Source organism: Streptomyces sp. NPDC017246 (assembly GCF_044331325.1).
GTDB lineage: Bacteria > Actinomycetota > Actinomycetes > Streptomycetales > Streptomycetaceae > Streptomyces.
On record NZ_JBIRMW010000006.1, the window covers coordinates 111,409 to 128,951 of the forward strand.

At 72.5% G+C, this 17,543-nt stretch carries 19 protein-coding genes and 1 pseudogene; 6 read left to right on the forward strand and 14 right to left on the reverse strand.

The annotated features are described in order from the left end of the window. Positions 1-293: 293 nt before the first annotated feature. Entirely contained in the window at positions 294-1,229 is a 936-nt protein-coding gene (locus ACH4MY_RS15810; protein ID WP_398003000.1) for an AraC family transcriptional regulator, read from the reverse strand. 139 nt (positions 1,230-1,368) lie between these two features. Here ACH4MY_RS15810 and ACH4MY_RS15815 point away from each other — a divergent pair, with 139 nt between their 5' ends. Then, complete coding sequence (locus ACH4MY_RS15815) at positions 1,369-1,608, forward strand: hypothetical protein (protein ID WP_398003002.1); 240 nt, start codon at positions 1,369-1,371, stop codon at positions 1,606-1,608. 36 nt (positions 1,609-1,644) lie between these two features. After that, entirely contained in the window at positions 1,645-2,877 is a 1,233-nt protein-coding gene (locus ACH4MY_RS15820; RefSeq protein ID WP_398003004.1) for a TerD family protein, read from the forward strand. 77 nt (positions 2,878-2,954) lie between these two features. Here the strand turns inward: ACH4MY_RS15820 and ACH4MY_RS15825 are convergent, their stop codons facing one another. The 4 genes and pseudogenes from ACH4MY_RS15825 to ACH4MY_RS15840 all read right to left on the reverse strand — a co-directional run bounded on the left by ACH4MY_RS15825 (position 2,955) and on the right by ACH4MY_RS15840 (position 8,092). After that, a complete protein-coding gene (locus ACH4MY_RS15825) occupies positions 2,955-3,974 on the reverse strand; it encodes a 1-aminocyclopropane-1-carboxylate deaminase (protein ID WP_398003007.1) in 1,020 nt (339 codons plus the stop codon). Between the two features lie 254 nt (positions 3,975-4,228). Next, positions 4,229-4,867: pseudogene (locus tag ACH4MY_RS15830) on the reverse strand (GntR family transcriptional regulator); the annotation flags it as partial. 42 nt (positions 4,868-4,909) lie between these two features. Further along, positions 4,910-6,370: an alkaline phosphatase PhoX gene (locus ACH4MY_RS15835; protein WP_398003010.1), complete on the reverse strand. Its 1,461-nt coding sequence runs from the start codon at positions 6,368-6,370 to the stop codon at positions 4,910-4,912. Between the two features lie 258 nt (positions 6,371-6,628). Continuing rightward, positions 6,629-8,092 carry a hypothetical protein gene (locus tag ACH4MY_RS15840; protein ID WP_398003013.1) on the reverse strand — a complete coding sequence of 488 codons (1,464 nt, stop codon included), beginning with the start codon at positions 8,090-8,092 and terminating at the stop codon, positions 6,629-6,631. Positions 8,093-8,316: 224 nt separating this feature from the next. Here ACH4MY_RS15840 and ACH4MY_RS15845 point away from each other — a divergent pair, with 224 nt between their 5' ends. Then, positions 8,317-10,176, forward strand: a complete 1,860-nt coding sequence (locus ACH4MY_RS15845) for an endonuclease/exonuclease/phosphatase family protein (RefSeq protein ID WP_398003016.1) — start codon at positions 8,317-8,319, stop codon at positions 10,174-10,176. A gap of 54 nt (positions 10,177-10,230) precedes the next feature. Here the strand turns inward: ACH4MY_RS15845 and ACH4MY_RS15850 are convergent, their stop codons facing one another. Beyond that, entirely contained in the window at positions 10,231-10,944 is a 714-nt protein-coding gene (locus ACH4MY_RS15850) for an antibiotic biosynthesis monooxygenase (protein ID WP_398003019.1), read from the reverse strand. Positions 10,945-11,033: 89 nt separating this feature from the next. Here ACH4MY_RS15850 and ACH4MY_RS15855 point away from each other — a divergent pair, with 89 nt between their 5' ends. Beyond that, a complete protein-coding gene (locus ACH4MY_RS15855; protein WP_398003022.1) occupies positions 11,034-11,492 on the forward strand; it encodes a GNAT family N-acetyltransferase in 459 nt (152 codons plus the stop codon). Positions 11,493-11,609: 117 nt separating this feature from the next. On the opposite strand, the gene ACH4MY_RS15860 is transcribed toward ACH4MY_RS15855, so the two are convergent. Next, complete coding sequence (locus tag ACH4MY_RS15860; protein ID WP_398003025.1) at positions 11,610-11,750, reverse strand: hypothetical protein; 141 nt, start codon at positions 11,748-11,750, stop codon at positions 11,610-11,612. Between the two features lie 133 nt (positions 11,751-11,883). On the opposite strand from ACH4MY_RS15860, the gene dapA reads away from it, so the two are divergent. Then, a complete protein-coding gene (gene dapA, locus ACH4MY_RS15865; RefSeq protein WP_398003027.1) occupies positions 11,884-12,789 on the forward strand; it encodes a 4-hydroxy-tetrahydrodipicolinate synthase in 906 nt (301 codons plus the stop codon). On the opposite strand, the gene ACH4MY_RS15870 is transcribed toward dapA, so the two are convergent. The 4 genes from ACH4MY_RS15870 to ACH4MY_RS15885 form a co-directional block, all read right to left on the reverse strand. Continuing rightward, a complete protein-coding gene (locus ACH4MY_RS15870) occupies positions 12,768-12,977 on the reverse strand; it encodes a hypothetical protein (RefSeq protein WP_317873206.1) in 210 nt (69 codons plus the stop codon). The two genes, dapA and ACH4MY_RS15870, sit on opposite strands and share 22 nt — an antisense overlap. Before the next feature lie 63 nt (positions 12,978-13,040). Then, on the reverse strand, positions 13,041-14,024 hold the full coding sequence (dapD, locus tag ACH4MY_RS15875; RefSeq protein ID WP_398003030.1) for a 2,3,4,5-tetrahydropyridine-2,6-dicarboxylate N-succinyltransferase: 984 nt from the start codon (positions 14,022-14,024) through the stop codon (positions 13,041-13,043). Positions 14,025-14,236: 212 nt separating this feature from the next. Then, positions 14,237-14,785, reverse strand: coding sequence for a TetR/AcrR family transcriptional regulator (locus tag ACH4MY_RS15880; protein WP_398003033.1), 549 nt, complete (start codon positions 14,783-14,785; stop codon positions 14,237-14,239). Beyond that, on the reverse strand, positions 14,785-15,105 hold the full coding sequence (locus ACH4MY_RS15885) for a DMT family transporter (RefSeq protein WP_398003036.1): 321 nt from the start codon (positions 15,103-15,105) through the stop codon (positions 14,785-14,787). The genes ACH4MY_RS15880 and ACH4MY_RS15885 overlap by 1 nt, the downstream gene beginning before the upstream one ends. A 62-nt stretch (positions 15,106-15,167) precedes the next feature. Here ACH4MY_RS15885 and ACH4MY_RS15890 point away from each other — a divergent pair, with 62 nt between their 5' ends. Next, positions 15,168-16,322, forward strand: a complete 1,155-nt coding sequence (locus tag ACH4MY_RS15890; RefSeq protein ID WP_398003038.1) for an oxidoreductase — start codon at positions 15,168-15,170, stop codon at positions 16,320-16,322. On the opposite strand, the gene ACH4MY_RS15895 is transcribed toward ACH4MY_RS15890, so the two are convergent. The 3 genes from ACH4MY_RS15895 to sufU all read right to left on the reverse strand — a co-directional run bounded on the left by ACH4MY_RS15895 (position 16,312) and on the right by sufU (position 17,537). After that, the gene (locus ACH4MY_RS15895; RefSeq protein ID WP_398003041.1) at positions 16,312-16,677 is read right to left on the reverse strand and encodes a VOC family protein; all 366 of its coding nucleotides are present in this window, start codon (positions 16,675-16,677) and stop codon (positions 16,312-16,314) included. The genes ACH4MY_RS15890 and ACH4MY_RS15895 overlap by 11 nt on opposite strands. A 63-nt stretch (positions 16,678-16,740) precedes the next feature. Beyond that, entirely contained in the window at positions 16,741-17,079 is a 339-nt protein-coding gene (locus tag ACH4MY_RS15900; protein ID WP_030205917.1) for a metal-sulfur cluster assembly factor, read from the reverse strand. Beyond that, positions 17,076-17,537 (reverse strand): Fe-S cluster assembly sulfur transfer protein SufU, encoded by a 462-nt coding sequence (gene sufU, locus ACH4MY_RS15905; RefSeq protein WP_398003044.1) that lies wholly within the window; start codon positions 17,535-17,537, stop codon positions 17,076-17,078. The genes ACH4MY_RS15900 and sufU overlap by 4 nt, the downstream gene beginning before the upstream one ends. Positions 17,538-17,543: the final 6 nt, after the last annotated feature.

Genomic DNA, 17,543 nt, shown 5'->3' on the forward strand with positions numbered 1-17,543 from the left:
GGCGCGCCGGACGACGGGGCGTCCCGTCGTCGGGGCAGGAGGGGTCGGCGGACCCGAGCGGGGAGATACGCAGGACCCGGCCGGACTGATACGGGGGAGCCGGCCGGGGCCCGGGTCACAGTGCACGCCGGCACCGGACCTGCCCACCGTAGGCCCGGAGGAAGATCATCGCGAGCCGCTGAACGCGGCACCTGTCCGGAATGCGCGGTGGGTTGACGCACGCAAGTGTGCCGGTCAGCGAAATATGCGCCCCCTGCGCGCCCCGGCGTACGCCGGACCGCCAGGACCGGTTCTCAGCCACAGCCGCGCAAGGTGCCGGACGGAGACTCGCCGTACTTCTCCCGGTAGCGCGCCGCGAAGCGTCCCTGGTGGGCGAATCCCCAGCGCCAGGCCACCTCGCTCACGCTCACCTCGTCCGGCGCGGCCGCCCGCAGCTCCTCGCGGACCCGGTCGAGACGGACCTCCCGTACGAACGCCATCGGGGACATCCCCACGTACTCGCGGAAGGACTCCTGGAGCCGCCGCACGCTCACCCGCGCCACGACGGCGAGCTCGGTGGTCGTGAACGGGTGCTCGGGGCGCTCCCGTACCGCGTCCATCGCGCGCTTGACCGGCGCCGGCCGCCGGGGCTCCCCCGGGTGGGCCAGATCCTCGCGCCAGGGGTGCTCCGCGGCCAGCAGCAGCCCGTTGAGCAGCGCCTCCTGCAGGGGCCGGGCCACCAGCTCGTGCCGGGCCAGCCCCTCTCCCGCGAGCGCCTCGGCGGCGACCTGCCGGGCGAAGCGCACCCAGCTCAGACCGGGACCGCGCGAGATGTCCAGCCGCGGTGCGAAGGCGAGCGGGCCGCGGGGCGGGCGGCCGACGAGCTGCTCCAGACGGTCGCGCAGCTCGGCCGCCCCGATCTTCACCGAAAGGGTCCGGCAGTCCCCGCTCCAGCGATCGAGGAAGGTGTCACCCGCCGGGTCGAGCAGCAGCGCGTCGGTGGCGGTCGCGACGATCGCGGACCCTCCCTGGCGCATCTCCATCCGCCCGCTGAGCGGCGCGTTCAGGTGGTACGCGCCGAGCTCCCCGAAGCTCATCCGCACATCGGCCCCGCAGCTCAGGTCGCCGATGACCAGCGGGCCGAGCGCGACCGTGTCGAAGCGGGCCGCGAAGGGGCGCCGCTCCCGGTCGACGACGTCCATACGGTTCGCGTAGTAGCGGGCGTCGAGCTCCTCGCGCGCCTCGTCCACGTCCTGTGTCCGGAAACAGCTACCGCCCACAGTGCCCCTGGCCCCCACCGGTACGACCGGCCCTTCCACCCCCACTGCACCCATGGGTCGAAAGAATATTCATATGACGGATCTGACCGGGAACGGCAGGATGCCCGGCATGCCACGACCCCATGGATTCACGTACGAGCAGCGCCGTGACGGCTCCGTCGTCCTCACCCATCTCGGCCGTGCCGCGGGCGTCCTGCGCGGCGGACGCGCCGAGAAGTTCCTCGCCGAGGTCGGCTCGGGCGACGCCCAGCTCGTCATGGCCCGCTGGACGGGTGCGTACCGCTTCGGCAACGAGCGGCAGGCCAGGAACCACCCGCGTAATCAAGGTGGCCGAACCGGACGAGGGTAAGGGAACGGCAAAGGGACCCGGTTCGTTAGCCCTGGCATGACCGCTATGACCCCCGGCTCGAACATCCCTCTCACCGCCGCGCGCGTGGCGGTGGACGTCGCCGCCCCGGTGCGGCTCGACGTCTCGGGCCTGCTGCTCGGCGCCAACGGCAAGGTGCGCTCGGACGACGACTTCATCTTCTACAACCAGCCGTCCGGTCCCGGTGTCACCTACCGCTCCGGCGGCGGGACCGCCCCCGACGCGATCCTGGTCGACACCTCCGCCGTCCCGGCCGGCATCGAGAGGATCGTCGTCACCGCGAGCCCGGACGCCGCGGGCCAGACCTTCCAGGGCGTGGAGCCCACGGCCACCCTCCGCAACGCGGACGACGGCAGCGTCCTCGCCACCTTCACCCCGCCGCAGCTCGCAACCGAGACCGCGCTCGTGGTCGTCGAGATCTATCTGCGCAACGGCGCGTGGAAGGCCCGCGCCGTCGGCCAGGGATACGCGAACGGCCTGGCCGGCATCGCCACCGACTTCGGCGTCTCGGTGGACGACGAGCCCGCCGCCGCCCCCCAGGCGGCCGCGCCGGTCGCTCCCGCCCCCGTCGCTCCGCCCGCCCCCGTCGCACCCCCGGCCCCGCCCGTCGCTCCGGTGGATCCCCGGATCGCCGCCGCCACGCCGGCCGCTCCCCCGGCCGCCGCCTCCGGCGGCAAGATCAACCTCGACAAGGGCCGGGTCAGTCTCCAGAAGAACCAGACCGTGTCCCTGGTCAAGGGCGGCCGCCCGCTGCTCTCCCAGGTCAAGATGGGCCTCGGCTGGGAGCCCGCGTACCGGGGCAAGGACATCGACCTGGACGCCTCCGTCATCGCGTACGGCCCGCAGCGCAACCACCTGGACAGCTGCTACTTCGGCAAGCTGTCCATCCTCAACGGCTCGGTGAAGCACTCCGGCGACAACCTCACCGGTGAGGGCGCGGGCGACGACGAGGTGATCGTCGTCGACCTCGGCCGGCTGCCCGCCGACACCACCGGCCTGGTCTTCACGGTCAACTCCTTCTCCGGCCAGAAGTTCACCGAGGTCGCCAAGGCCTACTGCCGGCTGATCGACGCGGCGACGGGCGAGGAGCTGGTCCGCTTCGACCTGACCACAGCCGAGCCGCAGACCGGCGTGATGATGGCCAAGCTGATCAAGCAGTTCACCGGTGAGTGGGAGATGACGGCGATGGGCGAGTTCGTGAAGTCCCGGACCGTCCGGGGCATGGTGAAGCCGGCCGCCCAGGCCCTCTGAGCGACCGGCCTCCCGCGACGCCGGGGGATGTCTTCGCCGGTCGGGCCCCGCACCCGGCCCGACCGGCAGGACGCCCGCTAGGAGAACAGGGCGCTGTAGGCGTTGAGGGCGGGCTGGCCGCCGAGGTGGGCGTAGAGCACGGTCGAGTCCCGGCCGATCTCTCCCCGGTCCACCAGGTCGACCAGTCCCGCCATCGACTTCCCCTCGTACACGGGGTCGGTGACCATGCCCTCGGTGCGGGCGGCCAGCCGCATCGCGTCGAGGGTGGCCTCGTCCGGGATGCCGTACACCCCCGCGTGGTACCGCTCGTCGAGCTCGACGTCGGCCGCCGTGACCGTGCGCTCGACCCCGATGAGGGCGGCGGTGTCCCGGGCGATCCGGGTGATCTGTTCATGGGTCGGACCGGGCTTGGCGGAGGCGTCGACGCCGATGATCCGGCGGGCGGGCCCGCCCTCCTCGGCCAGTGCGGCGAAGCCGGCGACCATGCCGGCCTGGGTGGAGCCGGTCACCGAGCAGACGACCACCGTGTCGAAGAAGACGCCGAGCTCGCGCTCCTGTTCGGCCACCTCGTACGCCCAGTTCGCGAAGCCGAGTCCGCCGAGCCGGTGGTCGGAGGCGCCCGCCGGGATCGCGTACGGCTTGCCGCCGCTCTCCTCGACCTCCCGCAGGGCCTGCTCCCAGCTCTCCTTGAAGCCGATGCCGAAGCCGGCCCGCACCAGCCGTACGTCGGCGCCCGCGAGGCGGCTGATCAGGATGTTGCCGACCTTGTCGTAGACGGAGTCGGGCCAGTCGACCCAGCTCTCCTGGACGAGGACGCAGCGCAGTCCGGCGCGGGCGGCGACGGCGGCGACCTGGCGGGTGTGGTTGGACTGGACGCCGCCGATGGAGACGAGCGTGTCGCAGCCCTGGGCGAGGGCGTCGGCGACCAGGTACTCCAGCTTGCGGGTCTTGTTCCCGCCGTACGCCACACCCGAGTTGCAGTCCTCGCGCTTGGCCCAGAGCGTGGCGCCGCCGAGGTGGTGGGTGAGCCGTTCGAGGGGATGGACCGGCGAGGGTCCGAAGAGAAGCGGGTAGCGGTCGAAGTCGGTGATCGGCAAAGCGGCTCCCGGTGGGTGACGGCGGCTGGTCGACGGTCCTGGACGCGTTACGGGGCGGGGCGCGCCGGGGGGAAGGGCGGCCCGGCGGTTTCGGCGGACTCTGCGGACCTGACCGCCGCGACAGACCCGTCGGGCTCGGCGGACCCGCCAGGCCCCACGGGCTCGACGGGCTCGACGGGCTCGACGGACCCGGCAGACCCGACGGGCTCGACGGGTGCGGGGATCCCGGTGACCTCGGCCACCTCGATGGCGTCGTCCGCGAGCTGCTCCAGGGCCGCCCAGATCTCCGTGGTGACCCGCACCGCCTCCGCCGCGTCCCGCGCCTCGCACGCGTCGATGAGCCGGGCGTGCAGTTCGGCCGATCCGCAGCTCCCTGCGTCGCCGAAGAGCCGCCGCTCGACGCGGCGGATCAGGGGGGTGTACCGCGCGATCGTGGCGGCCGCGGCGTGGTTGCCGCTGGCGACGACGAGGACCTGGTGCAGCTCGTCGTCGGCGTCGAGGGCGGCCTCGACGTCGGAGGCGCGAACGGCCGCGGCGAAACGCGCGTTGGCCTCGCGCATGGCCCGGATGCCCTCCGGGCCGAGCAGGGGTACGCCGGTCCTGGCGGCGAGTTCGTGCATCACCCGCACCACCGAGGCGGCGTCCCTGACGACCCGGCTGACCGGCCGGGTGACCCGGGTGTAGCTCTGCGGCTTGGACTCGACGAGCCCTTCGTCGCCGAGCCGGGCCAGGGCCTCGCGCACGGGTGCGCGCGAGAGCCCGAGCCGTTCGGCGAGATCGGCGTCCTTCAGCGGGGCGCCGGGGGCGAGGTCGCCGCGCACGATGGCCTCGCGCAGCGCTTCGTAGGCCCGGTCACGCAACAGGGTCCGGCCCACGGGCCGTAGTGCGTCCATGGACTGACATGTTAGATGTCAGTCCATGGAACTGACCAGGGGTCAGCGGCGGGGCTGACGCCGCCAGGGGCCGGTGATCGCGACCATGATGCCGGGGTCCTGGATGTTCGCGAACAGTGTGTCGCCGTCGGGCGAGAAGGTCACACCGGTGAACTCGCTGCCGTTGAGGTCGTTCCGGGCGATCGGGTAGGTGCGGCCCGAGTCGGTCGCGCCGAAGAGGTGCTGGACGCCTTCGCCGTCCTCGGCGATCACGAGCCCGCCGTACGGGGAGACGGTGATGTTGTCGGGGCCGTCGTAGGCGCCGTCCACGTCCGGGTTCGCGTTCACACCGAGCAGCACCTTGAGGGTGAGCGTGCGGCGCTTGGGGTCGTAGAACCAGACCTGGCCGTCGTGCGCGGCGCCGGGGCTCTCCGCACGCGCGTAGGAGGAGACGACGTACGTGCCGCCGTCGGCCCACCACATGCCCTCCAGCTTGCGGGCGCGGGTGACCTGGCCCTCCGTGAACTGCTTGCGGACGGAGGTGGCGCGGCCGTCGCGGTCGGGGACGTCGACCCAGTCCACGCCGTAGACGGTGCCGATCCGGCCCGCCCGGGAGAGGTCGTCCACGAAGCGGCCCGAGGAGTCGACGCACTTGGCGGCCTGGAGCACACCGGCGTCGTCGGCGAGGGTACGGAGCTTGCCGCGGCCGTGCTCGAAGCCCCTCGGCGGCGTCCAGCGGAAGAGCAGCCCGTTGGGGTTGGAGGCGTCCTCGGTGAGGTAGGCGTGCCCCCGCTTGGGGTCGATGACGACGGCCTCGTGGTCGTACCGGCCGAAGGCCTTGATCGGCTTCGGGCTCCGGTTGGCGCGGCGGTCGCGCGGGTCGACCTCGAAGATGTAGCCGTGGTCCTTGGTCATGCCGTTGACGCCGGCGCGGTCGGAGTTCTCCTCGCCGGTCAGCCAGGTGCCCCAGGCGGTGCTGCCGCCCGCGCAGTTGGTGGAGGTGCCGGCGATGCCGACCCACTCGGCGACGGTGCCGTCGCGGTGCACCTCGACGACCGTGCAGCCGCCGGCCGCGGCCGGGTCGTAGACGAGCCCCTCGGTGAGCGGCACCGGGTGGGCCCACTTGTCGCGGGTGCCCTTGAGCTCGTGGTTGTTGACCAGGTACGTGGTGCCGCGCGGCCCGGCGAAGGCGGCGGTGCCGTCGTGGTTGGAGGGCGTGAACTCGCCGGACTCCAGCCGGGTCACCCCGCTGTGGGTGACGACGCGGTACGAGAACCCGGCGGGCAGGGCGAGCATCCCCTCGGGGTCGCCGACGAGCGGTCCGTACCCGAGCCGGTGGCCGTGGTCGTGACCGTGCCCGTGCCCGTGCTCGTGGTCGTGACCGTGGCCGGCGCCGTACGTCTCCGGGTCGTCGGCGGCGAGCGCCTCGGGCGCGGTGGCGAGAGCCCCGACGACACCGGTGAGGGCGAGCCCCGCACCGGCGACGGCGGACTGCTTGGTGAACTCTCTGCGGTTGAGGGGCATGGTGTGGCGTTCTCCCTGTGATGGCCGAATCTCGCGGGCCACCCTCCCGCGCCGCCGCGAACACCGGCTGAACACCACGGGAACAGCGCCGGGCGCGACGCCCGGTGACCTGTGGCCGGGCCCCGCACCCGCTCGCGGCCACCGGCAGGTCGGACGCCGGCCTCAGCGACCGGCGGGTCCGACGCCGGGCCCCGCACCCGCTCTCCGTGACCGGCGGGTCCGACGCCGGGCCCGCACTCGCTCTCCGTGACCGGCGCGTCAGGCGCCGGGCCTCGACCGCGCCTTGAAGGCCGCCTTGCGGGCCTCCTTCGCCACGCCCTTGTCCCGGTGGAGGCGCCCCATGGCCTCCAGGACCTCGGCCGTCGCCGGGTGCTGCACCCGCCAGGCCGCCTCGAAGAAGCCGCTGTGGCGTCCCGTGAGCCCCTCGATCAGCTCCTGGAGTTCCTGCAGGTCGCCGTCGGCGTCGAGCTGGGCCGCGATCGTGTCGACGGCCAGCCAGAAGATCATCGACTCCGGCGGCGCGGGTACGTCCGCCGCACCCCGCTCGGCGAGCCAGACCCGCGCGAGGCCGCCGAGTTCCGCGTCGTCCAGGACCTCCCGCACCGCGGGCTCCGCCTCCGCGCCCACCAGCGACAGCGTCTGCTGGCAGTGGAGACGGCGGAGCGGCGAGCCCGCGTCCGAGCCGCGCGCGGCTCGCAGCAGCTCCCGGGCGGCGTCGAGCGCCTCGCGGCCGGCCAGCCAGCCCGCGGTCTCCTCGCGTGCGGCGACCTCCGGGTAGCCGGAGATCGCGTCGAGGAGCGCGTCGGCGCCCTTGTCCGCGAGATCGCCGACGGCGGGCGCGTCCACGCCGGCCTCCAGCATCCGGGCCCGGACGCCGTAGAGGCCGAGCGGCGTCAGCCTGACCATGCCGTACCGGGTGACGTCCTCGTCGTCGACCGGCGGCGCGGGCTCCTCGCCCTCCTCGACCATCAGGGCCTCGTCGACGGGCTGGTACTCGACGAGCCCGATCGGTTCGAGGAGCCGGAACTGCTCGTCGAGCCGCATCATCGCGTCCGAGACCTGCTCCAGGATGTCGTCGGTGGGCTCGCCCATGTCGTCGGGGACGACCATCGACGCGGCGAGCGCGGGCAGCGGCACCGGTCCTTCGCCGGCCCCGCCCTCGCTGACGGTCAGCAGGTAGAGGTTGCCGAGCACGCCCTCCAGGAAGTCGGCCTCCATCTCGGGGTCCCAGTCGAGCGACTCGATGTCGATCTCGCCGTCCTCGCCGACGACGGCGTCCAGGTCGTCGAGGACGGGGGCGACGGCGTCGCCGAAGACCGCGTCGAAGCCGTCCAGCCAGATCGCGAGGACGTCCTGGGGCGAACCTCCCGCGACACGTGTCAGGTTCTCGCCGGGCGCGGCCCGTCCGGGGGTGTCGGCCGCCTCGGCCGCCTCGGCCTCCTCGCCGTCCTCGACGTCCACGAGGCCGGTGTCGACGGCGAGGCGCCAGGCGTCGCCCGCCCAGATCTCGCCGTCCTCGTCGCCGGTGAGGCCCAGGACCTCGACGGCCTCGGGCAGTTGCTCGTCGACGAGTTCGCCGCCCGCGTCCACCCGGGTGTCGGGCCCGGCCCAGCGGGCGAGCCGTACCGCGTGGGCGAGGAGGGGGGCGGCCAGGGCGTCCCGCGCCAGCTCCGCGTCCGCACGGAGCCGAACGGGGGGAAGGGTGGGGTGCTCCGCTGACATCTGGGGGGTCTCCTCGACGCGTCCGTGGGTGAAGGGTGAGAGGTACGGGTGAAGGGGCTCAAAGAGCAACTCCCAGCGTAGACGCATCCGGGGGGACGTCTGCCGGTTCACGGATCCGTCAGCCTTCGTACACCCGTCGACTCTTGACAAGTTGGGCGCTCTGCAAAGAGATTGACGCGCGTAGACTCTTCTGCCGTTCCTCCAAGTACCCTCGGAGTCCCCTGATGCCTTCCTCCATACCGAGATCTGCCGGCCGCACCGTCGCGCGCTCCGCCGCGGTCTCCGCCGTCGTCGCCTCGGCCCTCGCCGCCGGTCTGCTCGCCGGTTCGACGAGCGCCGCCGCCGAGGACGCCGCAGGCGTCCGCGTCCACGACATCCAGGGCACGACCCGCGTCTCCCCGCTCGTCGGCAAGCAGGTCACCGGCGTCACGGGCATCGTCACCGGGGTCCGCACCTACGGTTCGCGCGGATTCTGGATCCAGGACCCCGAGGCGGACGCGAACCCGGCCACCAGCGAGGGCCTCTTCGTCTTCACCAGCTCCGTCCCGACGGTCGCCGTCGGCGACGCCGTCAGCCTCGGCGGCACGGTCACCGAGTACGTCCCCGGTGGTCTGAACTCCGGCAACCAGTCGCTCACCCAGCTCTCCAAGCCGGTCGTCACGGTGCTCTCCCAGGGCAACCCGGTCCCGGCCCCGGTGACGATCTCCTCCTGGTCCGTGCCCGGCGCGTACGCCCCGGAGGGCGACCCGGCCGCCGCGGGCTCCATCAACGGCCTGCAGCTGAACCCCCGCGCGTACGCCCTGGACTACTACGAGTCCCTGGAGGGCACCAACGTCCGGATCGGCTCCTCGCGGGTGGTCGGCGCCACCGACCCGTACGCGGAGCTGTGGGTCACGGTGAAGCCCTGGGAGAACCGCAACTGGCGCGGCGGCACGGTCTACGGCTCCTACGAGGACCAGAACACCGGTCGGCTCCAGATCCAGTCGCTGACCCCGATCGCCCAGCAGCCTTTCCCCAAGGCGAACGTCGGCGACCGCCTCACCGGCACGACCGAGGGCCCGCTGGACTTCAACCAGTTCGGCGGCTACACGATCACCGCCCGCACGCTCGGCACGGTCGTGGACCAGGGCCTGGAGCGCGAGTCCACGGACCGGCAGCACAAGAACGAGCTGGCCGTGGCCACGTACAACGTGGAGAACCTCGACCCGAGCGACCCGCAGGAGAAGTTCGACGCGCTCGCCAAGGCCGTCGTCGACAACCTCGCCTCGCCCGACGTCCTCGCCCTGGAGGAGATCCAGGACAACAACGGCGCCAAGAACGACGGCACGGTCGCCGCCGACCAGACGGTGAAGAAGTTCACGGACGCGATCGTCGCGGCCGGCGGCCCGGCGTACGAGTGGCGCTCGGTCGACCCGGAGAACAACAAGGACGGCGGCGAGCCCGGCGGCAATATCCGTCAGGTCTTCCTCTTCAACCCCGAGCGGGTCTCCTTCACGGACCGCGCGGGCGCCGACGCCACCACCGCCACCGCCGTGACGGGCAGCAAGGGCCACGCCGCGCTGACCCTCTCCCCCGGCCGCGTCGACCCGGCGAACACCGCCTGGGAGAGCAGCCGCAAGCCGCTCGCGGGCGAGTTCGTCTTCCGCGGCCGCACGGTCTTCGTGATCGCCAACCACTTCGGCTCGAAGGGCGGCGACGAGTCGATCGTCTCGCACCACCAGCCGCCGAACCGCTCGTCCGAGGCGAAGCGCCTGCTCCAGGCCCAGGCGGTCAACGGCTTCGTGAAGGAGCTCCTCGCGGTCGAGAAGCAGGCCGACGTGCTGGTCGTCGGCGACATCAACGACTTCGAGTTCTCCGGTACGACGCAGGCGCTGACCGACGGCGGCGCGCTGTACCCGGCCGTGAAGTCGCTGCCGCGCAGCGAGCGCTACTCGTACGTCTTCCAGGGCAACAGCCAGGTGCTCGACCAGATCCTGACGAGCCCCGGCGTGCACCACTTCGAGTACGACAGCGTCCACATCAACGCGGAGTTCGCCGACCAGGACAGCGACCACGACCCGCAGGTGCTGCGCTTCCGCCCGTGACGGACGGGGTCCGCGCGTGCTCCGTCCGCGCGGACCCGCCCCGGACGGCCCCGGTCACACGCCGGCGCTCAGGCTGAGCGCCGGCGTGTACCGCCGCACCCGGCTCGCGGCCAGCCCCGGGTAGCCGCGCACGAGCTCCCAGGCCTCGCTCAGGGGCTCGCCCCGGCTCAGCCACTCCTCGTGCGCCCGTCCGCTCTCCCACTCGGCGAGGTTCAGGACCCGGCGGCCGTCGCGGGAGAGGTGGAAGTGCGCGCCGATGCCGCCGATCGCGGGCCGCTTCACCGCGTCCTCGTCCAGGGCGGTGAACACGACGTCCACCCAGGCTCGCTGGCGCCCCGCGTCCGGTCCCTCGAACTCGGCCTCGACGACCGCGACCGCGCCGGGCGCCGCCCCCTCGGCCGCCCCGTCGAGGAGGGCGGAGCGGTGGATGGGCGCGTAGCGGTGGAGCGCCACCCGCTCGATGCCCGGCACGGCCGCGTCGATCTCGGCGTTCCGGTCGTCGCGGTAGGTCCGCACGAAGTCCTCGTAGGCCTGTTCGCCGGTCCACTGCGAGTAGTGCAGCAGGGTGTCCCCGTCCGTGCCGATGTACACGCTGTACGAGAGCAGCCCCAGGTCGGGCCATTCCCTGCCCTCCCAGGACGTGCGGATGGCCTCGACGGCCGCGCGCTGGCGTTCGGGGGTGCCGACCCGCCAGGTGCTGACGAGGACGGCGCCGACTCCGGGACGGTGCAGGTCGGGACGGTGGTCGGGGTCTGCGACGGCGTTCATGGGGAGGTCTCCTGTTCCTCGGATGCCTCCACCGTGGTCCCTCAACCATGCTTGAGGTCAAGATCCTTCGCCGTGCGAGACTGCACGCCATGATCCTTCGCGACCTGACGCTCCGTCCCGCCACCCGTTCCGAACTGCCGGCGGTCCTCGCCCTCCTCGCCGACGAGGACACGGTCGTGGACCCCGGTTCGGTCCTCGTCACGGAGGCGTACGAGCGGGCCTTCGCGGACATCGGGGCCGATCCGCGCAACGAGATGCTGGTCCTGACGGACGGTGAACTCGTCCTGGGCTGCCTGCAGGCCACCTACATCCCGGGACTCGGCAGGGGCGGCGCCGAGCGGGCCCTGATCGAGGCGGTCCGGATCCGGGCCGACCGGCGCGGCGGCGGTCTCGGCCGGGAGCTGATGGAGCGGGCCGTGGCCCGCGCGCGGGAGCGCGGCTGCGCGCTGGTCCAGCTGACGAGCGGGAAGCGGCGGACGGACGCCCACCGCTTCTACGCCTCGCTGGGCTTCGCCCGCAGCCACGACGGCTTCAAACTGAGCCTCTGAGTCCCCCGGGCGGGGTCCCCGGTCCCCTACGGCCGACGCCGGGGTGCCGGGCCCCGCCGGCCCCCTCTGCCGACGCGGGAGAGCCGGGCCCCTGCGGCCCTCGGCGGGCACGGGGGCCTACCCGAGCAGGTGCCCGCCGCCGTCCACGAGCAGCACCTCGCCGGTGATGTACGAGGAGTGGGCGACGGCGGCGCCGATGCCCGAGGACGAGCCGGTGACGAGTGCGACACGGCGGTCGGCCGTGCGGTGTGAGCTCATGCGGTGCTGTTCTCCATGTCCCCCTGTCGCGCCCGTCGATGATGCCAGAAGGGTCATCCTTAAGTAAGGGTGATCTTTCGACCCAAGCAGATCTAAGTGGACCTTCACCGTCCGCTCCGGCCAGACTTCCGGGATGAGCACTTCCCCTTCCCGCCCGGCGCCCTTCGGCCGCGCGCTCTGCGCGATGATCACCCCCTTCACCCCCACCGGTGAGCTCGACCTCGACGAGGCGAGCAAGCTGGCCGCGCGGCTCGTCACCGAGGGATGCGACGGACTGGTCCTCAACGGCACCACCGGCGAGTCGCCGACCACCACCGACGCCGAGAAGGCCGCGCTCGTCCGCGCCGTCCGGGACGCGGTGGGCCCCGGCCCCTCGGTCGTCGCGGGCGTCGGGACCGCCGACACCCGGCACACCGCCGAGCTGGCCCGCGGGGCCGAGCGGGCGGGGGCGGACGGACTGCTCGTCGTCACCCCGTACTACAGCCGTCCGCCGCAGCCGGCCGTCGAGGCGCACTTCCTGAAGGTCGCGGACGCGACCGGGCTGCCGGTGATGGTCTACGACATCCCCGGCCGCACGGGCACCCGTGTCGAGCCCGCGACGATGCGGCGGCTGGCCGAGCACCCCGGGATCGTGGCGGTGAAGGACTGCGCGTACGACCTGCTGGGCTCGGCGCGGGTGATCGCGGAGACCTCGCTCGCGTACTACTCGGGCTGCGAGGAGATGAACCTCCCGTTGTACGCGGTCGGCGGCGCCGGCTATGTCAGCACGGTGGCGAACGTGGCCCCCCGTCGGCTGCGCGCCGTCCTCGACGCCTTCGACGCGGGTGACACGGCGGGCGCGGCCCGGCTCAACGCCCGGCTGCTGCCGCTCGCCGAGCGGATGATGGCCGGGGGCCTGCCGGGCACGGTCACCGTGAAGGCGCTGCTCGGCGGACCGGTGCGGGAACCGCTGCAGCCCGCCGACCGGGAGACGGTCGACGGGCTGCGCGAGGTGTACGAGGCGCTGGTCCGGTCGGATCAGGCGGAGTCGCTCGTGTAGGTACGGCCGAGGATCGCCGCGTGCTCCAGGACGTCCTCCAGCGGGTCGTCGATCTGCCCGGTGGAGATCAGGGAGACGTTCGGCCCGTTGTGCGAGTGACTGTGCGTCTCGTCCGCCGCGGCCGTCCCGGCCGGCAGCAGGACCGCCGCCATCGTGAGCACTCCTGCGACCGTGGGCTTCGTCCTCATTGTCGACTCCTCGCCTTGTCTGCGTGCGGTGGCTCTGCGTTCTGTTAACGCAGAGTCACCGGATCAGTTGTGGCTGTGGAGGATGTCGTTCAGTCCGCCCCAGACCGCGTTGTTCGGGCGGGCCTCGACGGTGCCGGTGACGGAGTTGCGGCGGAACAGGATGTTCGAGGCGCCGGAGAGCTCGCGGGCCTTCACGACCTGACCGTCGGGCATCGTCACCCGGGTGCCGGCGGTGACGTACAGACCGGCCTCGACGACGCACTCGTCGCCGAGAGCGATGCCGACGCCCGCCTCGGCGCCGATCAGGCAGCGCTCGCCGATCGAGATGACGACGTTGCCGCCGCCCGAGAGGGTGCCCATGGTGGAGGCGCCGCCGCCGATGTCGGAACCGTTGCCGACGAGGACACCGGCCGAGATCCGGCCCTCGACCATCGAGGTGCCGAGGGTGCCGGCGTTGAAGTTGACGAAGCCCTCGTGCATGACGGTGGTGCCGGCGGCGAGGTGGGCGCCGAGCCGGACACGGTCGGCGTCGGCGATCCTGACCCCGGCGGGCACGACGTAGTCGGTCATGCGCGGGAACTTGTCGATGCTGGTCACCGCGAGGTGCAGCCCCTCGGCGCGCGCGTTGAGCCGCACCTTCTCGACGTCGTCGACGGCGACGGGGCCGAGCGAGGTCCAGGCGACGTTGGCGAGCAGGCCGAAGACGCCGTCCAGGCTCTGGCCGTGCGGCTTCACGAGACGGTGGCTGAGCAGGTGCAGACGCAGGTACGCGTCGTGGGCGTCGAGCGGCTTCTCGTCGAGCGAGGCGATGACGGTACGGACGGCGACCACCTCGACGCCCCGGCGGGCGTCCACGCCGAGGGCCTTGGCGGCGCCTTCGCCGAGGGCGTTCACGGCCTCGTCGGGGGTGAGCCGCTCGGTGCCGGCCGGGCCGGGCGCCTCGGTCAGCTCGGGGGCGGGGAACCAGGTGTCGAGAACGGTGCCGTCGCCGGAGATGGTGGCGAGGCCGGCGGCGACGGCGCCGGTGGTACGAGAAGCAGTGGTCATGACGGAAAACCTAACCGGCGGGGCCCCGCTCGGGCCAACCGGTCTCAGGTGACGGTCGGGAGCGTCGGCGGTTCCGACGAACACGGGACGGATGTTTCGGTTCTTCGTGCGGAAACGGCGAAGAGACCCGCGGCGACGCCCGCGGCCGGCCGCCCTCGGGCTGCCCCAGCCCGGTCCTCAAGCTGCCCCGACGCCGTCCTGCGGGCCGCCCCTCACGCCGGCCGCAGCATCCGCGCCAGCATCTCGCGCGCGTACTCCTCGTCGTACGCGACACCGGTCAGCAGCACCTGGAGGCAGACGCCGTCCATGAGCGCGACCAGGGCACGCGCGGTGACGGGGTCGGTATGGGGAGCGAGGAGGGACACGACGGTCTCGGCCCACTCCGCGGCGACGGGCCGGAGCGCGGGGCGCCGCAGCGCGGCCAGGTACAGCTCGTACTCCAGCTCCACGCGGGCGCGTTCACCGTCCAGCCACTCCCCCAGGAGCCGGGCGAGCGCGGCGGCGAGGTCGGTCTCCGGCGCGGCCAGGGCGGCCCGCTCGCGCAGCAGCCGCCCGAAGCCCTCGTTGGCCTTGCGGAGCGCCTCGACGAGGAGTTCGTCGAGGGAGGCGAAGTGGTACGTGGTCGAGCCGAGCGGCACGTCGGCCTCGGCGGCCACCGTGCGGTGGCTCAGCCCGGCGATCCCGGACCGTCCGGCGACCCGCAGGGCCGCGTCCACGATCCGCTCCCGTCGTGCGGGGTCGTGACGGCGGGGGCGGGCCATCAGTGGGCGCCGCCGAGGTTGAGGACGGCGACCCCGGCGACGATGAGGACGATCCCGGCCACCTTGGCCGGGCTGAGGGTCTCGCCGAGGAAGAGGATGCCGATGGTGGCGACGGCGGCGGTGCCGACGCCGGACCAGATGGCGTACGCGGTGCCGACCTGGAGCGTCTTGAGGGCCTGCGCCAGGAGGGCGAAGGCGATGAGATAGCCCGCGCCGGTGACGATCGAGGGCCAGAGCCTGGTGAAGCCCTCGCTGTACTTCATCGAGGTGGTGGCGAGAATCTCCGCCGCGATGGCGCCGGCGAGCAGTCCGTAACCCATGCGTACGACCGTACACAGCATGCGTACGGTCGTACATATCGATGACCGATACGGTGTCCCGCATGACGATTCCCCCAGGCCCGCCGCATGGGCCGTCGGGTCCGCCCTTCGGTCCCCCCGGCCCGCCCTACGGCCCCCCTGGCGCGCCCTACGGCTACGGCTACCCGCCGCCGCCCCCACCGCCGAAGCCCGGCGTGATACCCCTGGCGCCGCTCGGCTTCAGCACGATCCTGACCGGCGCCTTCGCGACCTTCGGCCGCTACTGGAAGCAGCTCCTGGGAGTGGCCGCGGCGACCTACCTCGCCGCCCTGGCCGTCGTCGGAGCGGCGATCGGCATCGCGTACGCGGCCGTCGGCGACCGCTTCCCCGCCGTGTTCGACCTGCCCGCGGGGCAGGAACCGCGGTGGGACGACATCCGGCCGCTGATCATCGCCTTCGTCTGCGTCTGGCTGGCCGGCATGATCGCGATCCTCTGCGCGAACGCCCTGGTCGCGGCGGCCTGCCCGGCCGTGGTCCAGGAGGCCGTCCTCGGCCGTCCCACGACCTTCGGCGCGGTCTGGCGCCGGGCCTGGGCCCGGATGCCGTCCGTCCTCGGCACGGTGGTGCTGACGAGCCTGGCGCTGATGATCCCGATGCTGCTCTTCGCCGCCGCCTTCGTGGCGATGATCGTCACGTTCGCCGCCGGGCTCGCCGACGCCACCACGGGGGCGGGTGACCCGGGCTCCGGAGTCTCGTTCGTCGCCACGCTGCTCTGGTTCCTCGGCGCGCTGGCGACCCTCCCGTTCGCCCTCTGGGTCTGGGTGAAGTTCAGCCTGGCCCCGTCGGCGGCCGTGATGGAGGGTCAGGGCGCGGTCGCCTCGATGCGCCGCTCCTCGCACCTGGTCCGCGGCTCCTGGTGGCGGATCTTCGGCTGCGTGCTGGCGGCCGGGATCATGGCCTCCGTCGTCGGCATGCTGATCCAGCAGGTCCTCTCCGCGCTGGTGTCGGCCCCACTGGCGGCCACCGACTTCACCGACGAGGACTCCGCGACCGTGGTGGCCTCCGTGGTGGTCGTGGTCACGTTCCTCGCCCTCGGCCAGCTGATCAGCCAGGCGGTCGTCTCCGTCTTCCCGCCGCTGGTCACCGCGCTGCTCTACGTCGACCAGCGCATCCGCAAGGAGAACCTGGCCCAGGAGCTCGTCCTGGCCGCCGGGACACCGCCGCCGTTCAGTCGGTGAGCGAGACCTTCACCCGCAGTACGCAGAACTCGTTGCCCTCGGGATCCGCGAGGGTCACCCAGGTCGCGTCCTCGCCCTGCCCGACATCGATCCGCCGCGCCCCGAGGGCGAGGATCCTCTCGACCTCGGCGGCCTGGTCGTCGGGCGTCAGGTCGATGTGGAGCCGGTTCTTCACGGCCTTGCCCTCGGGCACGGGGACGAAGCACATCCCCGGCAGGGTGAGGGCGTCGGCGCCGATGACGATCTCGTCCTCGGCCTGGAAGAGGATCTTCCAGGCCAGCACCTGCGACCAGAACCGGGCCTGGGCGGCCAGGTCGTGGGAGTCGACGACGAGTTGGTACATGCGAACGGCCATGCCCCCAGTCTGCCTGGTGGGCATGGCCGTTCGAAGGCGCGAAACGGTCGGACGGGGAAACCGTCAGACGTTGAACCCGAGCGCGCGCAGCTGCTCGCGGCCGTCGTCCGTGATCTTGTCCGGGCCCCACGGGGGCATCCAGACCCAGTTGATCTTCAGTTCGCTGACGATGCCGTCCGTCGCGGACTTCGCCTGGTCCTCGATCACATCGGTCAGCGGGCAGGCCGCCGACGTCAGGGTCATGTCCAGCGTCGCGACGTTCGAGTCGTCGATGTGGATGCCGTAGATCAGGCCCAGGTTGACGACGTCGATCCCCAGCTCGGGGTCGACGACGTCGTACAGCGCCTCACGGACTTCTTCCTCGGAGGCCGGCTTCATCGTGGCCTCGGCGTTCTCGGTCATGCCGACTTCCTCTCCGCGTCGCCCAGCGCCTGGGCGGTCGCGTCCTTCCACGCCATCCAGCTGAGCAGGGCGCACTTCACACGGGCCGGGTACTTGGAGACTCCCGCGAACGCGACCGCGTCCTCCAGGATCTCCTCCATCGCGTCGTCCGGCTCGAGCTGGCCCTTGGACTGCATCAGCTCCAGGAACGTGCCCTGGATCTTCTGCGCCTCGGCCAGCTCCTTGCCGACGAGCAGCTCGTTGAGGACGGACGCCGAGGCCTGGCTGATGGAACAGCCCTGCCCCTCGTACGACACGTCCTCGATGCGCGAGCCGTCGTACTTCACGCGGAGCGTGATCTCGTCGCCGCACGTCGGATTGACGTGGTGCACCTCGGCGTCGCCGTCCCGAAGACCGCGCCCGTGCGGGTGCTTGTAGTGGTCCAGGATGACGTCCTGGTACATCGAATCCAGCTTCACGACCAA